Genomic DNA, 23,824 nt, shown 5'->3' with positions numbered 1-23,824 from the left:
AGACACTTATTATGAAAAAAACACTTCTAGTGGTGGTTTGCGCTTTTATAAGCGTTGCCACTTTTGCACAAAATGATTCGGGATTTGGTATTAAAGCCGGACTTAACTACAATCAGAATGGCGATCTAAGCTTTAGGCAGGTACAAACTGCCGGCGAGGATGTAATTGCCGGTTCCGATGGTAAAGTAGGTTTTCATGTGGGTTTCTTTGGTAAACTGGATTTACCAAAGATCTATCTAAAACCAGAATTGGTCTACACCAAGACCAAAAGTAGTTATGATGTGGACGGCGCCACCAATGACTACGATATTTCCAAGTTAGATCTCCCTGTACTATTAGGTTACAAAATTATTGGGCCCTTAAGTATTTTTGCAGGACCCGCCTTTCAGTATACATTGAACAACGACCTTGATGGATTGGAAGTAGATGATGTAAAAAACGATTTTACTGTAGGGCTTAACGTTGGAGTTGCCGTAAGTGTAGGCAATATTGGGGTTGATGTGCGCTATGAAAGAGGATTCTCCGAAAATGAAGCCAATTTTATTGGAAACAACGTAACGGATATCGCTGGAAGGGTAGACTCTAGACCTTCTCAAATTATCTTCGGATTATCCGTAAAACTGTAAGTCTTTATCAAAAAATGAAAACTAAAAAGCCCTAACTGTTGTTAGGGCTTTTTTTATGTCTTATTCCTTCTTCTTTTAAAAATTATCGGGATCCAAATAATCTGGAGTACCATCGCCATCCGTATCCGGAAAGGTCAGCGTACCGTCATCATTTATTATAATTTCCTCACGAGTCCTAGTACCATCACCATCATCGTCCGGGTCACCAAAATTGGGGAAACGCTGAAAATCTTCACCGTCTATATCCGTATTGTCATTGTAAAGGTAACCATCACCATCCAAATCCTCCAAAATTGAGGGTATTCCATCACCATCATGATCTGTATCATTGACCGTATATAGGTCTACCGTAAAAATCATCGGACTGTAAGCAGGTATTGACCCTGACCCACTTGAATTGAAAAAGCCTAGTCCAGAAGGAAATATCATCATCCCTATCCCATAGTCCTCAACACTGAATGTACCATCCGGGTTTACGGTAGGAGGTCCTCCCGCCTTAAACATATGTGTACCCTCGGCAAAACCGCGAGCTCCCTGTAGCGGGCCTTGCAGGGTTGCCAAATCGAACCAAATAGGCACATTTAACGATCCATCGAACACATTGCCATTTAAAAGACTTCCTTGATACCGAACAAAGGAAGAATCTGCAACGGTAAGGCCTTCTCCGATTCCTTCCCGTGCTTCCAAATAATACATGGTATGTGTTACGGTTTCCTCCTCTGATAAACCAAACTCGCTAGAGGATACGGAAATTTCTAAATCCTCTACCTGCTGACGTAATGGAATTTTTCCTGCATTATCCCCTGCAATTGTATCTATTTTAATTCTAAAATCGAAATCGGCAGGAGGACTTGCAAACTCTTCATAATTATAAAAATGGGTGTCCAAAAACGCAATTATTTCCGCCGCGTCCTCTGCTTCAACTTCTGCCAATGTTCTTGGGGGAACAACTTCTATACCCGGGTCATCGTCCTTTTTACAAGACCCAAATATTACAATCATAGTTAGAAAAAAAACTACTTTATTCTTCTTCATCTTTTTCTTTTAAGCGCTGCAAGATACAATTTTCCCCTATTTTTGTATAAGCCGTTAACAAAGATTTTCGATTGTACATGCGTATAGACAAATACTTGTGGAGCACACGATACGTTAAGACCCGTAATATGGGCACGGAGGCCTGTAAAAAAGGTCATGTTAAGGTTAACGGCCAAACTGTTAAACCGTCTCGCGAGGTTTTTCCGATGGACAATATTGTGCTTAGAAAGAACCAGATAAATTATGAGTTTACCGTTTTAGACGTTCCAAAAAGCAGGGTCGGAGCAAAATTGGTCGATATCTATAGAAAAGATACCACCCCTAAAGAGGCCTTTGCCGCCAACGAACTTTTAAAGTTATCCAAGGACCATTACCGAAGTAAAGGTAGCGGGAGACCTACAAAAAAAGACCGCAGGGATATGGATGATTATTTAGATGATGAAAGTGAGTAACACTCTTCTGGGTGGCGTACGTAACAAGTGATGCTTCATTCAGCATCTATTTTTATGCCAATGGCCCTAGAAACCTTTCGGAATTCCATAAAACTAACGACAGCGTAAGGAACTGTTTTTTATATTTGACAAGAAATCTGGTCTATAATGCACAATAAAATACTCTCACATCAGGAAATACAACATAAAATACGGCGTATTGCCTATCAGATTTATGAAGCCAATGTTGAAGAGAAGCAGATCATAATAGCCGGTATTGATGGTGGTGGATTGCAATTTGCAAAAAAAATAGGTGCTGTCTTAAAAAAAATTACCGAAGCGGATATTGTTCTTTGTAAGGTAAGTATGAACAAAACAGATCCGCTGAAAAGTGGCGTTTCTACCTCAATTGCCGAAGATGGATATACCAATAAATCAGTTGTATTGGTAGATGATGTACTAAACTCGGGCACTACTCTGATCTATGGGGTGCACCATTTTCTAAAAACTCCGCTAAAACGTCTTAAGACTGCGGTCTTAGTAAATCGGAACCACAAAAAATATCCGGTAAAGGCAGATTATAAGGGCATTTCCTTATCTACCTCTCTGCACGAAAACGTAAAGGTTGTATTTAAAACCAGAAACGACTCCGTATACCTAGACTAGGGAGGTCTTTATTTCTTCCACGATATCTTCAGGCGTTTTATTGTCGGAACTTATGACATTTGTTGCTTTGGAGTAAAACGGACTTCTCTCGAACAAGTGTTTGCCAAAAAACTCAGGAAGATCATTAGTGCCTATGTCTTTTATTAGGGGTCTATGATCCTTTTCGGCGCCTAACCTTTTAACAAGTTCCATAATAGATACCTTTAAATAAAACACGTTCGGGGTGTTTTCCAGAATGGCATCCATATTACCACTGTAACAAGGAGTACCCCCGCCAGTAGATAAAACAAAATTCTTGGATTCCGTTAGCACTTCCTTTAAATAAAAATGCTCCTTTTTACGGAAAAAAAGCTCCCCTTTGGTTTCAAACATCTCGGAAACGGACATGCCCATGGCGTCCTCCATATACGAATCCAAATCTAGGAAGGTGTACTTCAATTCATTGGCCAACAGCTGGCCCACGGTAGTTTTTCCACTACCCATATATCCTACCAAAACAACTTGCATATGCAAAAAAATTATCTAAAGTTGAGTGATTTTCAGGGGATAACAAAGAAAACACAAATTTCTCTAAAAATCGTCTTGTAAAATAGATAATTGATATTATATTTGCACCCTCTTAAGGCACACCTTAGGTATATTTTAACAGTACTGTTGAATTTGACAAATTGACCTGGTAGCTCAGTTGGTAGAGCATCTCCCTTTTAAGGAGAGGGTCCTGGGTTCGAGCCCCAGCCAGGTCACGGAATAAGCAAAAAGCCCATCTTTGAGATGGGCTTTTTTGATTTTTAGGTTTCACCATTAAACTGGGTAGTACCTTACTTATTGAAAATATACCAGTAAATGGCTAACTTCTTCCACATCGGGTATTTCACCTGCACCAAAAGTATTTCCGTTGATATGGTAAACAACCGGAATCACAAGAGCTACCTCTTGGGTCAATATGCACGAAGGGTGTAAAATGGTAGCATTAATGGTACCATCTCCTCCTGCAATCAACACATTGTCCGCTCCATTGGAAGCTCCTATCGGTGGACTTATCGTATTTACCAAATCGGTGGCCCCTACTATTGGTTCACCAATTTTTTTTGTTTTGTTGAGAAACGCCAGCCAAACAGAATAAGTACCATTAGGGATCATTCCTTCCAATGCAATCTCCACAGTAGAAGAAGCACCGTTGCAGTTAACTGTAAAGATTCCTCTGGCGGCTTGCCACTCGGATAAATTAACATGGTGACCGTCAGGAGCTTTTATCGCTGTCAAAAGACCAATAGGAGGTTGAAAGAAGTTTGCTGCATATAATAATTCACTAGAACTGAGAGGCGCATTCCCATCTTGACCCCTGATTTCATCAAAAATATCCACATTTGCAATATTCAAATGCGCTTCCGCAGGTTGTGCTCTAATTACAAAATCGACCATTGTTGTCTGGTTGGACATTACATTTACGGTCGTCGGATTGACCGAAATAGGCTCGGTGGACAAAGGCAATTCCATTGCAACATCGTATGAACCTAAGCCCATTGTGTTCATAGTAAAAACGCCATCTGTGTTCGTTTCCTTAGTATTATTTTCTGTACCCTTACTAAGGGTAATTAAGGTACTTGGATAAGGGTTGCCATTTTCATCCTTTACCGTCCCTTGCACCTTTCCCGTTTCTATGAGATCCGGATTGCCATTTTGGTCAGGACCGTCACTGCTACAGCCAGCGTGTAGCATGGTCAAAAAAAGAATTGATAAGATAAGTGATACAAATGATTTAACATTTGCAGGATAAGCATCCCCAGAAGGTGCTTCACATTTTAAAAGTTCTGTCGTTCTCATAACGCTATTTTTATATTGTTAATTGCTTTTTAAAATCTTGTTTGCAGATACTCCAAAATTAGAATCATGGCTTTTGGTAGACTAACAAAAGGGTTCCATTTGCTAACATCATGATACCAAAACCAAAAAAGAGCAACGATTTGCATAGAATATGTTGTGTTCTCTTCAACAATTTTGAAGCCTTGGAAGATTTCACTACATTTAGATAAGCCATAAAACACTTTTATCTTACCCTAATCCTTTGATATGAATCGTAGAGAAATAATAAAACAGCTGGGGGTTTTCCCAATAGCCGGAAGTCTTCTTGCCAGCGAATCTATATTTGGCAATACCCTTAAAGAGTTTGCTCCTATTTTTCCTGGCCCATTTTCAGGAGATAAAACCATTTACGATTCCATTGGAGTTGTTCCCATCATCAACTGCAGGGGTACCTTTACTATCCTTGGCGGATCTACCGAGAGACCAGAAGTCTTAAAAGCCATTGAAGCTGCTTCTGGGTATTTTGTACAATACGATGAATTGGCCTACGGAATAGGCCAACGTCTTGCGGAATTGACAAAGGCGGAATGGGGGATGGTATCTGCCGGTTGTGCGGCAGGACTAAAACATGTTACCGCAGCCTGTGTATCTGGTGGAAATCCCGAAAAACTACTTAGAATTCCTGATTTAACAGGATTGGAAAAAACGGAGGTTATATCTCCTCGATATTCCCGTAACGTATACGACCACGGTATTCGCAATATTGGCGTAACCATGATCGATGTTGATTCTGCCGAAGAACTGGAACGTGCCATAAATCCACGTACGGCAATGATCTATGTTAACTCTAGTAAACATTCAGCTACTGGCGAGCCACTTTCTTTGGAGGTGATCCACAAAATAGCCAAACCAAAAAATATACCCATATTGGTAGACGCCGCAGCAGAAAATTTAACCATTCCATGTGTGCACTTGGAACGAGGAGCCACAGTTGTGGCATATAGCGGCGGGAAAGCTATTTGCGGCCCTCAGTGCGCAGGTCTACTGCTTGGAGATAAAGATCTCCTTATGTCCGCATGGCAGGCAAGTTCTCCCCATCATGGCCCAGGCAGGGACAATAAAGTTGGTAAGGAAGAAATGTTGGGAATGTTGGCAGCAGTGGAAGCCTGGACAACAAGGGATCATGAAGCAGAATGGCAAACATGGCTGTCATGGCTAGATGAAATCTCTGTGGAAGTACTTAAAATAAAGGGGATAACCACTGAAGTAGAACAGCCAAAGGGGCTTTCCAATCTTGCACCTCGACTGGTCATAAAATGGGATCCCGAAAAATTGAATATCACAGGAGAAGAAATCGCGGAGGAAGTAGCCAGGAATAAACCAAGGATAGCCATTGGGGCCAGAAGTAAAGATGGTATGACATCCATTAATATTACCCCCAGCCAAATGCGCCCGGGAAACGCAAAAACAGTGGCGGACAGACTCCATGGGATTTTCTCGCAAAAGCGCAGCCCTAGCTCTGATAAAATGACTCCCGCCAAATTTAACGTTAGCGGCCACTGGGAGGTGGAAATGGAATTTTTCACCAGTAAGAGTACACATATTATGTTTCTAGAACAGGACGGCAATTGGATTAAGGGAACACATAAAAGTGATTTTTCTACCCAGGAGATAGCAGGAATGATCGAAGGAGACGAGTTAAAGCTTCGAAGCGATTACCGAATTCCGGGAGATTCGATCAATTATTGGTTTTCAGCGAAGGTTTCCGATGATACTCTTAGCGGTTCTGTATTTCTTGGGGAATACCTTACCGCCAAATTCACTGCCAAAAGATCAAAATACAAAGAAGAACATAAACGAATTGTGATTCCGGGCGGACCACCATTGGCTACCTAACCAAATAAATTTGTTTTAATCATTTACATCATGCCAAACCAAAAAGGATTACAATCAAAGTTACTTATCTTCCTTTTCCTTATCCCTTTGCTGAATCTGCAAGCACAAAAACTGGATATACTGCTTAAAGGGGGGCACCTCATCGATTCAAAAAACAATATTGATGCCCCTATGGATATTGGCATCCTAGATGGCAAAATAGCCGAAGTATCAGAGAATATTTCGGAAGAAAGGGCCGAGAAAGTCATTAATGTTACAGGATTATATGTTACACCGGGCCTTGTGGATATGCATGTACACGTGTTCATGGGAAATGAACCCGATGTTTATATTGCCAATGGAGCAACCAGTGTTATGCCAGACGGCTTTACTTTTAGGGCCGGAGTTACCACCGTTGTGGATGCCGGTTCTTCGGGATGGCGAAATTTCCCTCTTTTCAAAAAACAGACGATAGATAAGTCCAAAACCAGAGTATTGGCACTACTCAATATCGTGGGCACCGGAATGCGGAGTAGGTTTGAAGAGCAAGATGTATCTGACATGAATCCGGTAATGACCGCCCACAGTATAAAGAAATTGTATCCGGATATCCTTGTAGGCATTAAGGCCGCACATTATTGGGGAGACTTTACACAGGTAGATTTAGCAGTAGAGGCCGGTAAGAAGGCTAGTGTTCCGGTAATGGTAGATTTTGGGGAGCACGACCCTCCAAATTCAATCGAATCCCTTTTTATGGAGCACCTTCGCCCTGGAGACATTTTTACGCATACCTATTCTCATGGTCCCACCCAAAGAGAAACCATTGTTGACGAGGAAGGAAAGGTAAAACCCTTTGTATTTAAGGCACAGCAACGGGGTATTATTTTTGATCTGGGACATGGTGGTGGTGCCTTTACTTGGCGACAAGCGGTACCCGCCAGCGAACAAGGGTTTAAGGCAGATGTTGTTAGTACCGATCTCCATACGCAAAGTATGAATGCCGGAATGAAGGACCTAAGCAATGTACTATCAAAATTCATGGCTATGGGCATTTCATTATCAGATGCCATTTCTAGAGCTACTTGGGCACCGGCACAAGTAATCAATAGGCCAGATTTGGGACATCTGAGTGTAGGTGCAGAGGCCGATGTTGCTGTTTTTAATTTACGGGAAGGTGATTTCGGTTTTCTAGATGTTCGTCGTCAAAGAATAAAAGGAAACAAAAAATTGGAAACCGAACTTACAATTAGGGCCGGAAAAGTAGTCTGGGACCTAAATGGCCTAGCGGCTGAGGATTTCAAAAAATAGTTACTTATCCCGGTTATTTTTACTGGGTACTAAACACAATCAAATGGTTTTAAGTAGAAAGATTAAAAATACGATTAGCTTCCTATTGTATTTTGCAATGATCGTAGCGCAAGGGCAAGAGATAGATCTTTTAATAAAAAACGGGCATGTTTTTGATCCTAAAAACAATATTGATACCATCATGGACATTTCCGTTGGAAATGGTAAAATACTAGCAGTGGCTCCCAATATTAGCGCGGAAAAGGCTAAAAAAGTTGTTGATGCCACTGGCCTTTATGTATCCCCAGGCCTTATTGACATCCATACCCATGTTTTTGTAGGCCCAAGGGCAAATAAGTTTGCAAATGGTAATAATAGCCTATCTCCCGATGATTTTAGTTTTAAAGCAGGTATCACTACGGTGGTAGATGCGGGCACTTCGGGCTGGCAAAATTTTCCGCTGTTTAAGACTCAAGTAATCGACCATTCCAAAACACGAATATTGGCCTTTTTGAATATTGCGGCCCATGGGATAAGTGGCACCGAAATTGCCCTTACCAAAATTGAGGCCGCTAAACACGATATCAATGAAATGGATGTCTCAAAAACCACGGAAATGATCGAAACCTACCCCGATATCATTGTGGGTGTCAAAATTGGCCACTTCGATGGAGAGAGTTGGGCCCCGTTCGATAGGGCCGTGGAAACTGCCTCAAACACCGGACGGCCTCTTTTTGTGGAGTGCCACTTGCCAATGTATCCTTTGCAAGATCAATTAGATCGTATGCGCCCTGGGGATATTATTACCCATTCTTTCGAGAATATCACGGAAAGGGAACCCGTGGTAGACAAGGAAGGAAAGGTCTTACCTTTTGTTCTTGAAGCAAAGGAAAGGGGAGTTTTGTTTGACGTGGGGCACGGAGGTGCAGGGTTTTGGTTCAATCAGGCGGTCCCCGCCATGGAGCAGGGTCTTTGGCCCAATACCTTTGGTACAGACCTGCATCGGTTTAGTATGAATGCCGGTATGAAAGATATGTTGAACTTAATGTCCAAATACTTAAATATGGGTATGCCTTTAAAGGAGGTACTTCTTAGAGGAAGTTGGAACGCAGCTAAAGCTATTAAACGAGAAGATTTAGGACATTTAAGCGTGGGTGCCGAAGCCGATATTGCAGTGCTGGGGTTAAAATTAGGCAAATTTGGTTTTGTGGACGCTCGAAATAATAGAATAACCGGCGATAAAAAATTTGAAGCGGAACTCACCATTAGAGCCGGAAAAGTAGTATGGGATCTCAACGGTATTTCGGCAAATGCATACGAACGGTAATAATTTAAAATTGAAGTCCTTAGGTTCTGCACAATCAGTGCATAAAAATTAATTTGATCTTTTATGAAAATTAGTTCACGAAACGCGGTATGTTTTTTAAAAAAAATTGCACTTGTAATCCTTCTCTTAAGCCTAAACAACTGCAATACCGAAAGAAATCTACCTGCGAGCGATCCGCATAACGGAGGATTGTTCCTTCCAGAAAATTTTGAGGCCCTTGTGGTTGTGGATAGCGTTGGACGTACCAGGCATATTGCCGTTAATGACAACGGGGATATTTATGCACAATTAATCCGCACCAAGGACGGTAAAGGAACCATTGCTTTGCGCGATTTGGACATGGACGGTAAGGTAGATAGTATTGTCCGCTTTGGAAATTACCCCGATAAAGGGCGTTCTGCCACTGGGGTAACCATCCACAATGGCTATCTCTACACCAGCACTAGAAAAATGGTGTATAGGAACAAACTAAAATCAGGAGAATTGGTGCCCACCAGTGAAACGGAGGTGGTATTCACCGATACGGAAAAAAATATTGAAACAAATTGGCATACCACAAAACCTCTGGCTTTTGATAACAAAGGCAATATGTATATCCCTTTTGGCGCTCCTTCAGATGCATGTCAGGATATGGAAAAATACGGTCCGGTAGGAATTCCGGAAGGCAAAGGGTTAGACCCTTGTCCGGAACTAGAAACACAAGCAGGAATTTGGCGATTTGATGCCGACAAAATTGGTTTGACCCAAGCTGATGGTGATAAATTTGCGACCGGTATTAGAAGTGTGGTTGGTATGGAATGGAATCCTAGGGACGAAAGCCTATATGCCGTAGGAAACGGTATAGATAATTTTCATACCATATTCCCCGACCTGTATTCTTCCTGGCAGGCGGCTATGTTGCCTTCGGAAACCTTAATGAAAGTAACCGAAGGGTCTAACTTTGGATGGCCCTATGCCTACTACGACCAATTGCAGAAAAAAAATGTCTTACAACCGGGATACGGAGGAGATGGCAATATCGTAGGAAGGGCCAGCGAATTTGATGATCCCGTAATTGGGTTTCCAGGGCATTGGGCCCCAATGGATGTATTGTTTTATCATGGCGATCAATTCCCCGAGCGCTATAAACATGGTGCTTTTGTTGCTTTTCATGGTTCCACAGACCGGCCTCCCTACCCACAATCTGGTTTTATAGTATGTTTTGCCCCTTTCGATGAAGAAGGAAAATCCACGGGAACATGGGAAGTTTTTGCCGATGGCTTTACAGGTGTGGATAATGTAATAAATACCAGCGATGCCGTTTACCGGCCCATGGGTTTATCTACCGGTACTGATGGTTCACTTTATATCAGCGAATCAAACAAAGGAAAAATTTGGCGTGTTATGTACAAGGGAGATCGAAATAAGTTTGGAGAAGCCGAATTGGCATCTATGGAAAAAAGGAAATCCAAAGATTATATAAGAACGCCTATTGAAGGAGAAGATATCCGAAAAGAAGGCGATACCTATAGTGGAAGAATATTGTACAACACCTACTGCGCTGCATGCCATCAAAGAAATGGCCAAGGAGATAACAACCGCTTTCCCCCGCTAGAAGACTCCGATTGGGTAAGTGGGGATGAAGATCGGTTGATTGATGTTGTTTTAAATGGAATGCAAGGAGAAATTGAAGTAAACGGAAGGTCTTACAATGGTCTAATGCCACAGAATAGGCATTTGGATGATTTTGCCATATCTTCCATTTTAACCTATATCCGAAAAACATTTGGAAACGAAGCTCCGCCCGTAAGTGTTGAGAAAGTTAGCCAAATCCGAAGTGATACCGAGAATCAAAAATAACAAGACAAGGGTATCCAATTTAGAAAAAAAGCTTTTACAAACCAGATACCCTTGTTTTTTTGGTATGGGGTTAAAGCATGGTCGTTGGGGCCACGTATTCCGAAATGCTAAATTTCCCCGTCTCTTTAATAGCTTCCAAACCACCTTTTATATCAATTAAATTTCTGTAACCCTTAGATTTTAAGATTGATACGAACACCATAGATCTATATCCACTTTTGCAATGCACATAGTAGGTCTTGTTTTTATCAACTTTTGTTATGCTATCATCCAGATAATCTAGAGGGGTATTTATTGCGTTTTCCACATGTTCGCTGTTATATTCACTTGCCCTACGAACATCCAAAATATTCAGTTCTTCCCTAATTTTGAGTTGAGCCATTTCGTCTGCCGTGATTGTAGAAATGGTCTCTATTTCCCTTCCGGCGGCTTTCCATGCTGCAATACCACCTTTTAGAAACCCCAGGGTATTATCGAAACCGATACGGGCCAAGCGCGTTACCACTTCTTCTTCCTTTCCTTCTTCAGCCACTATAAGTATTGGTCGTTTTACATCCACTACGGTTGTTCCTACCCAATTGGCAAAGCTACCATCCAATCCAATATTGTATGCATTTGGGATAAAGCCACATGCAAAGCTCTGGGCACCCCTAGTATCTAGAACAAGGGCACCATGCTCGTCTAACAACGCCTCGAAGGCCTGCACACTTAAAGGCGTGGTTCCTTTTTCTACAATTTTATCGATACTTTCATATCCCGAAATATTTAGCATTACATTTTGTGGAAAATAGCCAGGAGGAGGAGTCAATCCGGTTAAAATGGCGTCTATAAAATCCGCTTTGCCCATGTCTGCCCTTAGAGCATAATTAGACTCTTTTTGATGCCCTAGGGTATCCGTGGTTTCATCGCTCATCATTTTACCACAAGCACTTCCTGCCCCATGTCCGGGATAGACTATAATATCATCGTGCAAAGGCATTATTTTGTTTCTCAGTGAATCAAAGAGATGTCCGGCCAGTTTCTCTTGGGTAAGTTCAGCAATTACCTTTTGTGCTAGATCGGGGCGACCCACATCGCCAATAAACAAGGTATCTCCTGAAAACAACGCGATTTCCTTACCATTTTCATCAATGAGCAGATAACAACTGCTTTCCATGGTATGTCCGGGGGTGTGGATAAGCCGTATTACTGCATTCCCCAATTTAAATTCCTGACCGTCTTCGCCTACAACAAAATCAAAACCTGTTTTCATTGTGGTAGGGCCATATACAATAGCCGCGCCGGTCTTCCTGGCCAGGTCCACATGTCCGGAAACAAAATCGGCATGAAAATGTGTCTCAAAAATAAATTTTATAGTGGCATTCCTGTCCTTTGCCATTTGGATATAGGGCGATACCTCTCGTAGAGGGTCTATGATAGCCGCCTCCCCATTGCTTTCAATATAATAGGCCCCTTGGGCCAAACAACCTGTATAAATTTGTTCTACTTTCATTATCGTCTTTTTTATTAGAATAATTAAAGGTATATCACCTTAAAAACCTGTACGGTAACTTAAGTTACAAACCTCCAAAATACCCATGTAAAAAGACTGATAATTATCAGTAGTATGGTTGGTGCAAAAGCTTACTAAAAAGCCAATATGGCCACTACACCATTGTAAGAAATTAAACAAGAAAAGAACAGAGACGCCAATAACCCCGCATTAACCAGGATTCCTGCACGATGTTCCCCCATAATTTTTTTAGTATTGATCAAAATTATGATACCAACAATAACTAAGGGCAAGACAAAAACATTGAGCACTTGCGACAATATTTGCATCTCTATGGGATTGGCCCCAAATATGGGTACTATAAGTGCAAAAAGACAGGCAAATGCAGTAATAATTCTAAACTGTAGGGAATTGGTGTCGAGCTTTCCCGATTGATAATCCGACAAGAGAATAGGTGCAATCAGCAAACAAGGAAATATAGACGACAGGCCGGCACTCAAGGTTCCAAAAAAGAACAGAGTAAGCGCAAATTTTCCGGCTACTGGTTCTAAGATGTTTACCATATCCAACACTTGGGTTACAGATTTTCCCTGATGAAATAGAGCCCCGCTAGCCACTGCCATTATGGACCCACTGATAACAAAGACCAGAATAGCCGCCGTTATAGCATCTTTTCGTTGCTGTCCCAAGTTTCTTATATCCCATCCCTTTCCCTTTACGAAGAGGGGCCTAGATAGAAAGGTTGCCGCCGCCATAGTAGTACCCACAAAGGCCGCCACCATCATTTTACCTCCTTTTACCTCAGGTATACTGGGTACAAGTCCTTTTACGACCTCCATGGGTAATGGATAAACCATAAAAAGGGAAATTAAAAAGGAAAGTCCCATTATGGTAACAAAAATTACTAGAATTTTTTCAAAAAATGTATACTTGCCCACAAGCAAAAGGCAGTACATAATGACTATGACTGCAATGGCGATTAGCAACACCGTTTCATATTGGAACTCTTTTAATTGGGGAAAGTAAATAACAAAAATTTCAAAAATAATATTGGCCGATATTCCTAAGATCCCCATAAGCGAATTCCATTGCCCAAATGAAATTCCAAGGATTATCAGGATTGCGATTAACTTTCCGCCTTTTATATGTTTTTTAAAGGCATATAAGGCGGTCTCTCCAGATACCAAGGCATAATTTCCATAGGTGTACATAAGAAGTCCCGAAAAAATACAACTTAATAGCAGTACCCAAAGCAATTGCATTCCGTAGGTGCTCCCAGCAACTATCATAGAGGTGACGCTACCTGTACCGATAGTATAACCTATGGCGAAAATCCCAGGCCCAAAACCCAAGATTATGGCAAGGATTTTTTTAAATATGGATTTGGACGGCATCATTTGCGAAGTTGACTTATCAAATCCAAGGTCTGCTTCACACTTTTTTGTAGTTGCTTAAAGTTTTGCTTTTCCATAATATCCTTGGAAATAAGCTTAGACCCCATACCTACGCAAGTAACCCCTGCCTGAAACCATGCTTTCAGGTTCTCCGCTTCTGTACTTACACCTCCAGTGGGCATAATGCTGGTCCATGGTTGTGGACCTTTTATCGCTTTTACAAAACCAGGGCCGTAAGTAGCACCAGGAAATAGTTTTACCACTTCGCAACCAAGCTCCTCCGCCCTATTTATTTCGGTGAGCGAACCACAACCTGGCGACCATAATACCTTTCTTCGATTACAGACCAATGCAATATCCTCTCTCAAGGTAGGTGTAACAATGAAATTGGCCCCAAGGGACATATACATTGAGGCAGCGGCAGCATCGGTTATGGAACCTACCCCCATTGCCATCCCTGGGAGTTCGGTCAGCGCATATTTGTTAAGCTCGGAGAAAACTTCAAAAGCAAAATCGCCTCGTGCAGTAAACTCCATTAAGCGTGCCCCACCATCATAGCAGGCTTTTAGCACTTTCTTTCCGAGGACTATGTCTGGATGATAGAACAACGGCACCATGCCTGTTGTCTCCATAAGCCTAGCCACTTCTATCCTTGCATATTTTGCCATACCCTTTTTCTTTACCTAGAGACCCTTCCTGAAGCATCTCCTCCCATTAGTTTTTGGACTTCGTCCACGGTTACAAGGTTGGCATCGCCTTTTATGGTATGTTTTAAACAAGACGCAGCTACTGCAAAATCAAGTGCATTTTGATCATCTTCAGGATATTTCAGTAATCCATAAATTAAACCTCCCATAAAAGAATCGCCTCCACCAACTCGATCTACAATATCGGTTATCTGGTATTGTCTTGTTTCGTACATCCTGGAACCGTCCCATAGCACTCCTGCCCAAGTATTGTGGGATGCGGAAATGGAACCTCTTAACGTAGTTATCACTTTTTTGGCTTTAGGGAATTTTTTCATCATCTGTTTACAAACCGAAAGAAAAGCTTCCGCCTTTACATCGTGCCCATCTTTATGAACGTCTAAACCTTCCGGGTGGATTCCAAAATGCTTTTCCGCATCCTCTTCATTGCCCAATATTATGTCGCAGTACGAGGTTAGTTCGGTCATTATAGCTTCACGATCACCGCCATAATTCCAGAGCTTTGATCGGTAATTCAAATCTGTAGAAATCGTTATGCCTTTTTTATCGGCCGCCTTCATGGCTTCCAAACAAACATCGGCGGCACCTTGAGAGATGGCCGGAGTAATACCCGTCCAGTGAAACCATTCCACCCCCTCAAAAACAGTATCCCAATCAATCATACCCGATTCTATTTCGGCGATTGCAGAATGGGCACGGTCATACACTACCTTCGATCCACGAGATACAGCACCTGTTTCAAGGAAATAAATTCCAAGTCGGTCTCCACCGTAGACAATCTTATCCGTGCCTACACCTCTTTTGCGCATTTCCATGAGCGCGCAATGTCCTATATCGTTATCGGGTAAACGGGTCACAAAATCTACAGGAACCCCATAGTTTGCCAGCGATACTGCCACATTAGATTCACCACCGCCATAGACAACATCAAAATTATTGGCTTGTGAAAATCTCAAAAATCCTGAAGGAGCTAAGCGCAGCATAATTTCTCCAAAGGTTACTACTTTCTTCATTGTTATTTAATTTATTTCATTCTCTTGAACCTACCTATGAGTAGGTAAGGGAATCTATTTTTATACTGATTTAATAAATAAAGTTGACTTGGTTTTAAATTCCTAAACCTTGTCCGCCACCAATTTGGATAGTTTCCGCCGTCATAAAAGAAGCGTCATCACTCACCAAGAAGGAAATGACGGATGCTACATCTTCTGGTTGCCCTAACCTACCTAGTAAGATATTGTTCTTCCATGAAGCGAATACTTCTGGTTTTGTGGATTTGATTTGTGCATGAAAAGGTGTATCAATAGTACCCGGAGATACCGCATTTACCCGAATGCCATATTCCGCAAGGTCTTTGGCCAAAGCTCTCGTAATAGCATGAACTCCTGCTTTGGATGTTCCGTAAATTCCGGCACCTGGTCCTCCTGCATTCCATCCCGCAATTGAGGTATAATTGATTATGGAAGGATTCTCTGCTTTCTTAAGAAAAGGTATAGCCGCTCTTGAAGCGAAAAATGTTGAGTCTAGGTTTAATGCCATTACGAATCTATAAAATTCCGTAGTCATCTCTTCAAACCTAGAGCGTCCACCCAGACCACCTGCGTTGTTTACAAGAACGTCTATTTTTCCATACTTATCTCCTATTGCTTTGATATTTGAGGTCACCGCTTCTTCTTTGGTAACGTCAAAACCGTAATACTCAGCGTTGATTCCTTCCGTAGCAAGCTCTTTTGCTCTCTTGGCCCCTAGGTCGTCCTCTATGCCGTTTAGCACCACTGTATATCCATCTTGGCCTAATCTTTTTGCTACTTCAAAACCGATACCACCGGTAGCTCCAGTAATTACCGCTACTTTTCCTTCTAATTTCATTTTATAAAATTTACTTTTTATTATTCTTTTTTGTTAAATGTCAACGGGTTTGATTTCTTTAATGAGTATATAAATAGATAACACCGCCAACGGTGCCAAAATCGCTAGAATGATAAACGCAGGTGCATAAGACTCCGTTGTAATTATGGGTATCAACCAGTTCATTATAATAACAGAAACGGCACCAATGCTTCCACCTAGACCTGCTAGGGTGCCGACAGATTTACCACTTAAAAGATCACTTGGAATGGTTTGGATGTTACTAATTGAAAATTGGAAACCAAAAAGTACAACGAAAACGAAGGACACAAATTTCAGGGGAGTGTCGGCAAAGAAGATAGCCCCTAAAATGGAAACTACGATAACAGCTGCACCAATGGCAATTGTTCTTTTTCTGCTAAAATCAAGACTATTTGTTTTAAGTAATTTCTGTGCATACCAACCACCTGCCAAACTACCCAACATGGCACCTACATATGGGAACCAGGCATAGTAACCTATCTCTTTGACATTGAAATTGAATTCTTTAAATAGATAAATAGGCATCCAGAAAACAAAAAGCCACCAGATGGGTTCTATAAAAAAACGAGCTGCAATTACTCCCCAAGATTCTTTTTTGGATAATATTTCGCCAACACTCAATCCCTTTACCGAATCGTCATCTTTTCGACTCTCATGCCGACCGGAAATAATATGTTCTTTTTCTTCATTTGTAATCCATGGATGTAACTTAGGTTTTTTCTTGTTCATTATTAACCAAGGGATAATCCATAGAAATCCCATCACACCAATAATAACGAATGTTGCTTTCCAACCATAAGCGCCAAATAATTCAGCGACGGTTGGTGCGGCAACAATAGAACCAATTCCTGCCCCGGCATTAAATATACCTTGGGCCATTGCTCGTTCTTGAATTGGAAACCATTCGGCATTGTTCTTTACTGCCCCTGGCCAATTACCTGCTTCGGCAACTCCCAAAAGTCCTCTAAATATGCCAAGTGAAGCTGCCCCTTTTGCAAAAAAATGAAGCACTGATGCCAGTGACCAAAAGAAAATGGACAATACAAATCCAATTTTTGTTCCTACTTTATCATAGACCTTTCCTGAAATGAATTTACCGGCCGCATAGGTTATGGTAAAGATATTGATAACCCAAGCATAATCGGTTTCCGTTAATCCCAAATCCTTGCTCATTTCGGGCCACATGATACCCAACGCGGAGCGATCTATGTAATTGATAATTGTTGCCAAACAGACAAGCCCTATAATCCACCATCTTAATCCTTTGACCTTCATTATTTTATTGTTTGGTTGTTTATTATTTTTTTTCTCCCTTGTTTAATATTGACAATATGAGGTAAGCAAGCGATATGCCTGTTTAAATACTTATGGTTTAGCTAAAACATTTCTGAAAGTAGATGCAACGGACGTTCAACTACTGCGGAATTTGAATAGTTAGGCTTAAGTATTAGTTCCCTTCATATGTTTTAATTAGAAAGACAAAGGCGTGCAATTTCATCTTTCCGATTTATTCTAAATATTATAGCAATACTGGTACAATGTTTTGAAATGAATCTTCATTTTTTCCTTTGCCAACTTTGTATTTTGTTCCTTGATTGCATCGAAAATATCTCGATGCTCTTTAATTCCTCTAAACGCCATGTCCTTGTCACAAACATGGTACTTTTCAAAGTTGGTTATAATCTCGGGCGTAATAATCAACATAAAAGTATTCATGGTGCTGTTACCGCTTGCCTTTGCTATAGCCAAATGAAATAGTAAATCTTCTTGAACTGCATCTTCTCCGTTGTTGACCTTTTTACTATAAGCATCCAAGGCCATCTTCATCTGTATTAAATCGTCTTCGGTCCTTCTTTGAGCGGCTAGGCGAACAGTTTTTAATTCGAGTAAAATTCTAGTCTCAACCAAAGATTTGAAATCGGGCTCCTCCAATCTAAGAATATCCTCAATCATCCCATTCATGGCAACCTGACCAATATCGGCGACAAAAGTGCCACTTTGAGGTTTTGAAATCAATAAACCATAGAACTCCAACTTTTGAAAAGCTTCTCGAACATTACTTCTACTAACTCCAAATTTTTCGGAAAGCATCCTCTCCGACGGGAGTTTGTCACCCGGTTCGAGGTTCTTATAATTTATTAAATCCCGGATTTTGGATATTATTCCTTTTTGGATTTCTTGATTTTCAGTTCTTGTAAGAATTTCTATTTTCATAGGTTATTATAGCATTATCTAAAATTGGTTAACCAGATTGGTTTGTTAAATTTATGAAAATATAACAACCAAAAAAAGTATTCATCAATTTAAAATTCCCCGTATTCATTGTCTTTTATTGAGCTTTGATAAAATTTACTGGCCTGAAAACAGACCAGTAAATCCATTTTAAAAAACTAACTCAAAAAACTCTCATATTAATATATTATCATCTTTACATACTATGCCAAGTGCACTTCTAACCTGTAAAACTTCACTTTTGTAGAGCTCCTTCATCTCTAGCTTCAAAATAAGTGCTGGCATTTATAATTAAACCCATTTAGTACCCCGGGTTTTGAGTAATAACTCCATCACTTGCAAGCACTTCAGAGATTGGAATTGGAGCCACAAGATAATTAGGATCAATCGTTTCTCCCAGTTCAGCGTCAGCAGTTCCTGTTCTAACCAAATCAAACCATCTTTGCCCTTCAAAGGCCAACTCTAGTCTTCTTTCATCTTGAATGGCCTGTCTTACCAAAGCCTGCGTATTTATAGTTGCCGGGTTCAAAGCGGGTAATCCTGCTCTAGTTCTAATACCGTCTAAAACGCCTAAAGCTTCCGTTGCTGATGAACCATTTTCATTCAATGTTTCTGCATATAATAGAATAACATCTGCTAATCTCAGTTCTATCCAATCATGCTCAGGACCTCCTGTTTGAGGAAATTTTGGAGATGACATAGTTGTTTCATCTATAGTTACGGCTCTTCTTAAATCGGTATCTCCGCCAGCTTCGCTAGCATCAAAAGCAGCAATTAAAGATGCATCTAACGGCAACAGAGATTTAGTGTCGAGTCCGCCAGACCATGACCAAAACTCGGAGAACTCATATTCATCTACTACCGAACTAGATACTTGGGTTGCAAATATGATTTCTGGATTTAGATCATTTAACTCACCAAAAATGTCGGCAAAGTTGGCTTGTAAACTAATCCCTGCTGCTGCAGCTCCGTTTACGACGGCGGCAAGATGTGGTTCAGCACTGCCAAAATCACCCCTGGTAACGTATACTTTACCTAACAAGCCCTGAGCTGCGTATCTAGACGCTTTTCCATTTACTATTTCAGTATCTAAAGCCGCTACTGCATCTGTTAAATCAGGAATAATTACGTTATTATAAACATCTGCAACCGGTTGTCTTACCAAAATAGATGTATCCGTAATACTTGGTTCAGCAGATAAATTTATAACCACATCACCAAATACCTGCACTAGTTTAAAGTAAGACAAAGCTCTTAAAAACTTAGCTTCACCAACATCCGTAGCATCTGAAGAATTTTCAATAATGGTATTTGCACTTAATATTGACTTGTATAAAGCCGTATAAAAAGGTCCGAAGAATTGATCTTCCATATCGGTTAAATCACTATTGAATCTATCAAACGCAGGAAATGGTTCTTCATCCATTAGCGCATTGTCTGCCCTAAAGTCTCCCATCACTGCCATTGGCGTAACAGACCCGAGTTGGTAGAAATATGCCGCATTTAAAACCCCATCAAAATCTGTTAAAGAATCTGTACTGGCAATATTTGGTGGAATTTGGTCCAAATCATTATCACATGCTGTTATCAACAGCAACGATCCCAATAATAAATATATATTTTTCATTTTTTTCTATTTAAAAATTAACGTTTAAACCAAGCGTAAAGGTTCTGACAATAGGACTTGCACCTACTTGCACCCCATATGTTGTAGGCCCTAAATAACCACTATTCGTAGTCTCTACGCCCTCGGGATTAAAAGAGGTGTAATCATCTCCCCATAAATACAACAAGTTAGTGGCCGCAACATATACCCTTGCAGAACTTATACCTACTTTGCTTGTCAAATCCTGATTAATCGTATAACCTACGGTAAGGTTTCTCAACGCTACGTAAGACGCATCTTGTACCGCAGAGGATGTTTGATCTCTTGCCCGCGTATAATGACGTCCACTACCATCAGCAATGTTATCATCATTGGCATCAAAACTATCGCGTAATCTTCCTCCAAATTGGGATTGCCAGTAAAGCGGGTCAATGTTGAAAACTTCCGCTCCGTGTGATCCTTGCAACTGGAACGACATGTCAAAATCCTTATATCTCATTTGACTATTCATACCCCAATAAAACTCTGGTGTATTTTGTCCTATTTTAACTAAATCTCCACCTTCTTCAACTGTTCTGGTTGCATCAATTGTACCATCGCCATTTTGGTCTTTAACATAAACTTCACCGCTATCCGCACCCAACGTTCTCGTTGGGTCTGCTATATGTATTTCTTCAACCAATCCTTCGCTTTCCAATCCCCACATTTCTCCAATTTCTCCGCCTACATAGTTTCTAAACACAGGGCCTCTACCACTCTGACCGTAAATTACTTGGGGCAATTCGTCTAAGCCTCCCAAATCCGTAATTTCTGTATCAACCGTAGAAAAGTTGGCACCAATATTCCAAGTGAAGTCTTGTTTTTGTACAAGAGCTGCGGATAGCTCAAATTCCAAACCAGAACTTCTCACGTCACCGGAATTAAGTACTATGGAACTAGTACCCAATACCTCTGATACGCTTTGATTAATTAAGATGTCTTCAATATCCGATGTATAGTAGTCCACGCTTAATCTAATACGATTGCTAATCAGACCTAAATCAATTCCATAGTTCGTCTCTGTATTGGTTTGCCAGGTTAAATCGGGATTTGCTATGTTATCCGGGATTAGAAATCCTGTACCTAAGGCCGTTGCCGCTGGGTTTAAAAGACTTAATGCATCGTAAGACCCTAAAAAAGAGGTGGTTCCTAAAGATCCCGTACTAAACCTTGGTTTTAATAAACTCACTAGTTCTGAGTTGTACCAAGATTCATTATGTACATTCCATCCTAAGGAAAGTGCTGGGAATACTTCGAACTGATTATTAGCCCCAAAGCGAGAATCACCGTCTCTTCTCAGCGATGCCGAGAGCAAATAACGGTCGTCATACGCATAGTTTATTCTTCCAAAAACACTCCTTCTAGTCCGGGTCTCGTCTCTTTCCGTTACGGCAATATCTTCGGGGTCTAACAAGTTATAATTAATAATATCCCCAAATGGTACATTTGTGCCTTGTAAAGCGGTAGCCCTTATATAGGTATTTTGAAATTCAAGTCCAGCTACCGCAGCTATGTCATGCTTACCAAATACTTTTGCATAATTCAATGTAGTTTCACTTAATACTGTAGATATTTTAGTATCTGTTTGATCCAAATCGGTCTGATTACTCCGTGCCCTAGAATCTGACTCAAGCCCTCGATAATAATAATCTTGGGTGTCCAAAATATCTGCCCCTAGCACGGTTTTTATATTTAACCCATCTATGATGCCGAATTGTAAATATGTACTAGCGTTAGCGAAGTATGTTTTTTGAGTTCGTTCTTGGTTGTTAAGCTTTGTTGCAGGACCAGCGTCTCCAGATCCTCCAATACCATTACCCGATCTTCCATAATGCCAGTCTTGTGCCGTATCACCAGGTTGTAAGGTGAAAATACTATTATTAAAAGGCGCATCACCGCCCCTGTAACCATCGTCAAATGCCGCAAGTCCTAAAGCCAGCGCTTCAGAATTCAATTGTTGAACGAATGCTATGGACTCTTCTGTGTGGAAAACAGGGTGAACACCATATGCTCTCAAGAGATCTCTCTGGTCATGGGCAAGTATAGCTCTATCGGATGTAAATCCATTGAAACTTAATCCGGTCTTGAACCTGTCGCCTAATTTAGTGTCGATATTCAAACGTGCATTAATTCTTTCAAACTCTTGGGTAATTGCAATACCCTCGGTTTTTAAATATCCAATTGAAGCAAAGTAATTTGTATTTTCAGTACCTCCGCTCATGCTGAAGTCATGGTTAATGGTATTACCTGTTTGAAAAAGCCATTCTTCCGGACTTATGGCACCAGGTGAGTTTCTATAGGCATTTATCCTATAATCCAATAAGGCCGGGTCTACCTCAGAAACATCCCAACTACCATTGGCTATGTTAGTTTCTATGGTATTGGCCCATTCTCCGGCATTTAAAAGTAAATTGTCCTTTTGGTACTTATTTGAGATACTCACGTACGAATTATAACTAAAGCTAGCTTTACCCTGTTTTCCTTTTTTGGTTGTAACCAAAATAACACCGTTTGCTCCCCTAGAACCATAAATAGCGGCTGAAGCAGCATCTTTTAACACCTCTAAACTTTGAATATCATTTGGATTAACAGTTGCCAAACTACCAGAAATGGGATACCCATCCACAACAATTAGCGGATTGGAATCACCTGAAATGGACGAAGCTGCCCTAATTTGAATCTTTGGATCCGCACCTGGCTCTCCACTTTGATTTTGAATCAATACACCAGCTAATTTACCTGCAAGTGCATCATCAACACGAGCTGCTTGTATAGCCGCTACTTCGGCTCCCCCTACTTTGGCAACAGCACCTGTGAGTTGTGATCTTTTTCGATTACCATAACCAACCACTACTACTTCATCCAATAGCGCAGAGTCTTCTACAAGGGTTACATTTAAGGTTTCTTGTCCGTTAACCGTTATTGACTGTGAAGAAAATCCTAAAGAAGAAAATTCCAAGACATCACCATTGCTTACTTCGATGGAATAGTTGCCATCAAAATCCGCAACCGTTCCTTTGGTACTGTTGACAATTACAACAGTAGCGCCAGGAACCGGAAGGTTGTTTTCGTCCGTTATGGTTCCTGATAAGTTGTAGGCATCTTGTGCAAACAATTGAACGTTGACAAGCAACATTGCAATCATAAAAAGTTTTAATTTAAATTTCATTTGTGTTTAATTAAGTTAGTACTATTGAATTAGTTGATGCCATATTGGAATCAACGCATGAATGTGATTTTATGACCACATTAAAATCTTCAACTTACTAAAGCACGCAATACATTAAAGTCAATGAATTTTCTTATTTTTGATGCAAGCGTGTAATTAGTAATATTTACATGTTTGAGTATTACTTCCCTTCGAAATGAAGTAATCAGTTCTAAAAAGGATGGGCGTGCACCCGTCCTTTTTTTATGAGGTAATATTACGGTTTCATTGTTCTTTTGTTTGAGTTAGTATTCGTTAGTTTATTTGCTCTTAATTGGTTTTCCATATTGGTTAACCAATTTGGTTTACCAAATGTATGTTATTATTTTGTTAAATAAAAATTAATTTGACATTTTATGATATCGTT

19 protein-coding genes and 1 tRNA gene are annotated in these 23,824 nt (G+C 40.7%); 8 read left to right on the top strand and 12 right to left on the bottom strand.

What is annotated here, in order from left to right:
- Window positions 1-11: 11 nt before the first annotated feature.
- Window positions 12-626, top strand: a complete 615-nt coding sequence (locus tag ACEQ81_RS14805; RefSeq protein WP_411031691.1) for an outer membrane beta-barrel protein — start codon at window positions 12-14, stop codon at window positions 624-626.
- A 75-nt stretch (window positions 627-701) separates the two neighbouring features.
- On the opposite strand, the gene ACEQ81_RS14800 is transcribed toward ACEQ81_RS14805, so the two are convergent.
- Window positions 702-1,661, bottom strand: a complete 960-nt coding sequence (locus tag ACEQ81_RS14800; RefSeq protein ID WP_411031690.1) for an FKBP-type peptidyl-prolyl cis-trans isomerase — start codon at window positions 1,659-1,661, stop codon at window positions 702-704.
- 77 nt (window positions 1,662-1,738) lie between these two features.
- On the opposite strand from ACEQ81_RS14800, the gene ACEQ81_RS14795 reads away from it, so the two are divergent.
- Together ACEQ81_RS14795 and ACEQ81_RS14790 are read left to right on the top strand one after the other, a co-directional pair.
- Window positions 1,739-2,113, top strand: a complete 375-nt coding sequence (locus ACEQ81_RS14795) for an RNA-binding S4 domain-containing protein (RefSeq protein ID WP_411031689.1) — start codon at window positions 1,739-1,741, stop codon at window positions 2,111-2,113.
- Between the two features lie 147 nt (window positions 2,114-2,260).
- On the top strand, window positions 2,261-2,758 hold the full coding sequence (locus tag ACEQ81_RS14790) for a phosphoribosyltransferase family protein (RefSeq protein WP_411031688.1): 498 nt from the start codon (window positions 2,261-2,263) through the stop codon (window positions 2,756-2,758).
- Here ACEQ81_RS14790 and ACEQ81_RS14785 read toward each other — a convergent pair.
- Window positions 2,750-3,265 carry a shikimate kinase gene (locus tag ACEQ81_RS14785; protein ID WP_411031687.1) on the bottom strand — a complete coding sequence of 172 codons (516 nt, stop codon included), beginning with the start codon at window positions 3,263-3,265 and terminating at the stop codon, window positions 2,750-2,752. The genes ACEQ81_RS14790 and ACEQ81_RS14785 overlap by 9 nt on opposite strands.
- 163 nt (window positions 3,266-3,428) lie before the next feature.
- Here ACEQ81_RS14785 and ACEQ81_RS14780 point away from each other — a divergent pair.
- Window positions 3,429-3,501, top strand: a tRNA-Lys gene (locus tag ACEQ81_RS14780).
- 79 nt (window positions 3,502-3,580) lie between these two features.
- Here the strand turns inward: ACEQ81_RS14780 and ACEQ81_RS14775 are convergent.
- Window positions 3,581-4,582, bottom strand: a complete 1,002-nt coding sequence (locus ACEQ81_RS14775) for a hypothetical protein (RefSeq protein ID WP_411031686.1) — start codon at window positions 4,580-4,582, stop codon at window positions 3,581-3,583.
- Between the two features lie 246 nt (window positions 4,583-4,828).
- On the opposite strand from ACEQ81_RS14775, the gene ACEQ81_RS14770 reads away from it, so the two are divergent.
- The 4 genes from ACEQ81_RS14770 to ACEQ81_RS14755 all read left to right on the top strand — a co-directional run bounded on the left by ACEQ81_RS14770 (window position 4,829) and on the right by ACEQ81_RS14755 (window position 10,889).
- Window positions 4,829-6,457, top strand: coding sequence for an aminotransferase class V-fold PLP-dependent enzyme (locus ACEQ81_RS14770; RefSeq protein WP_411031685.1), 1,629 nt, complete (start codon window positions 4,829-4,831; stop codon window positions 6,455-6,457).
- A 30-nt stretch (window positions 6,458-6,487) separates the two neighbouring features.
- The gene (locus ACEQ81_RS14765; RefSeq protein ID WP_411031684.1) at window positions 6,488-7,744 is read left to right on the top strand and encodes an amidohydrolase/deacetylase family metallohydrolase; all 1,257 of its coding nucleotides are present in this window, start codon (window positions 6,488-6,490) and stop codon (window positions 7,742-7,744) included.
- Window positions 7,745-7,787: 43 nt separating this feature from the next.
- Window positions 7,788-9,050: an amidohydrolase/deacetylase family metallohydrolase gene (locus ACEQ81_RS14760; protein WP_411031683.1), complete on the top strand. Its 1,263-nt coding sequence runs from the start codon at window positions 7,788-7,790 to the stop codon at window positions 9,048-9,050.
- 63 nt (window positions 9,051-9,113) lie between these two features.
- Entirely contained in the window at window positions 9,114-10,889 is a 1,776-nt protein-coding gene (locus tag ACEQ81_RS14755; protein ID WP_411031682.1) for a c-type cytochrome, read from the top strand.
- A 70-nt stretch (window positions 10,890-10,959) separates the two neighbouring features.
- Here the strand turns inward: ACEQ81_RS14755 and ACEQ81_RS14750 are convergent, their stop codons facing one another.
- The 9 genes from ACEQ81_RS14750 to ACEQ81_RS14710 form a co-directional block, all read right to left on the bottom strand.
- Entirely contained in the window at window positions 10,960-12,381 is a 1,422-nt protein-coding gene (locus ACEQ81_RS14750) for an MBL fold metallo-hydrolase (RefSeq protein WP_411031681.1), read from the bottom strand.
- A gap of 134 nt (window positions 12,382-12,515) precedes the next feature.
- Complete coding sequence (locus ACEQ81_RS14745; protein ID WP_411031680.1) at window positions 12,516-13,778, bottom strand: Nramp family divalent metal transporter; 1,263 nt, start codon at window positions 13,776-13,778, stop codon at window positions 12,516-12,518.
- Window positions 13,775-14,443 (bottom strand): bifunctional 4-hydroxy-2-oxoglutarate aldolase/2-dehydro-3-deoxy-phosphogluconate aldolase, encoded by a 669-nt coding sequence (locus tag ACEQ81_RS14740; RefSeq protein ID WP_411031679.1) that lies wholly within the window; start codon window positions 14,441-14,443, stop codon window positions 13,775-13,777. Before ACEQ81_RS14740 ends, ACEQ81_RS14745 begins: the two co-directional genes overlap by 4 nt.
- A gap of 11 nt (window positions 14,444-14,454) precedes the next feature.
- The gene (locus ACEQ81_RS14735; RefSeq protein WP_411031678.1) at window positions 14,455-15,495 is read right to left on the bottom strand and encodes a PfkB family carbohydrate kinase; all 1,041 of its coding nucleotides are present in this window, start codon (window positions 15,493-15,495) and stop codon (window positions 14,455-14,457) included.
- A gap of 94 nt (window positions 15,496-15,589) precedes the next feature.
- Window positions 15,590-16,351 (bottom strand): SDR family NAD(P)-dependent oxidoreductase, encoded by a 762-nt coding sequence (locus ACEQ81_RS14730; protein WP_411031677.1) that lies wholly within the window; start codon window positions 16,349-16,351, stop codon window positions 15,590-15,592.
- 33 nt (window positions 16,352-16,384) lie between these two features.
- Complete coding sequence (locus ACEQ81_RS14725) at window positions 16,385-17,647, bottom strand: MFS transporter (protein ID WP_411031676.1); 1,263 nt, start codon at window positions 17,645-17,647, stop codon at window positions 16,385-16,387.
- A gap of 237 nt (window positions 17,648-17,884) precedes the next feature.
- Window positions 17,885-18,586 carry a FadR/GntR family transcriptional regulator gene (locus ACEQ81_RS14720; RefSeq protein ID WP_411031675.1) on the bottom strand — a complete coding sequence of 234 codons (702 nt, stop codon included), beginning with the start codon at window positions 18,584-18,586 and terminating at the stop codon, window positions 17,885-17,887.
- Between the two features lie 319 nt (window positions 18,587-18,905).
- Complete coding sequence (locus ACEQ81_RS14715) at window positions 18,906-20,231, bottom strand: RagB/SusD family nutrient uptake outer membrane protein (protein WP_411031674.1); 1,326 nt, start codon at window positions 20,229-20,231, stop codon at window positions 18,906-18,908.
- A 10-nt stretch (window positions 20,232-20,241) separates the two neighbouring features.
- The gene (locus tag ACEQ81_RS14710) at window positions 20,242-23,418 is read right to left on the bottom strand and encodes a SusC/RagA family TonB-linked outer membrane protein (protein WP_411031673.1); all 3,177 of its coding nucleotides are present in this window, start codon (window positions 23,416-23,418) and stop codon (window positions 20,242-20,244) included.
- Window positions 23,419-23,824 lie beyond the last annotated feature (406 nt).

The organism is Spongiimicrobium sp. 3-5 (genome assembly GCF_046557915.1).
In the GTDB taxonomy this organism is placed as follows: Bacteria; Bacteroidota; Bacteroidia; order Flavobacteriales; family Flavobacteriaceae; genus JBHEBG01.
Note: the sequence above shows the minus strand (reverse complement) of the source record. Positions and strands in the feature narration are given on the sequence as shown.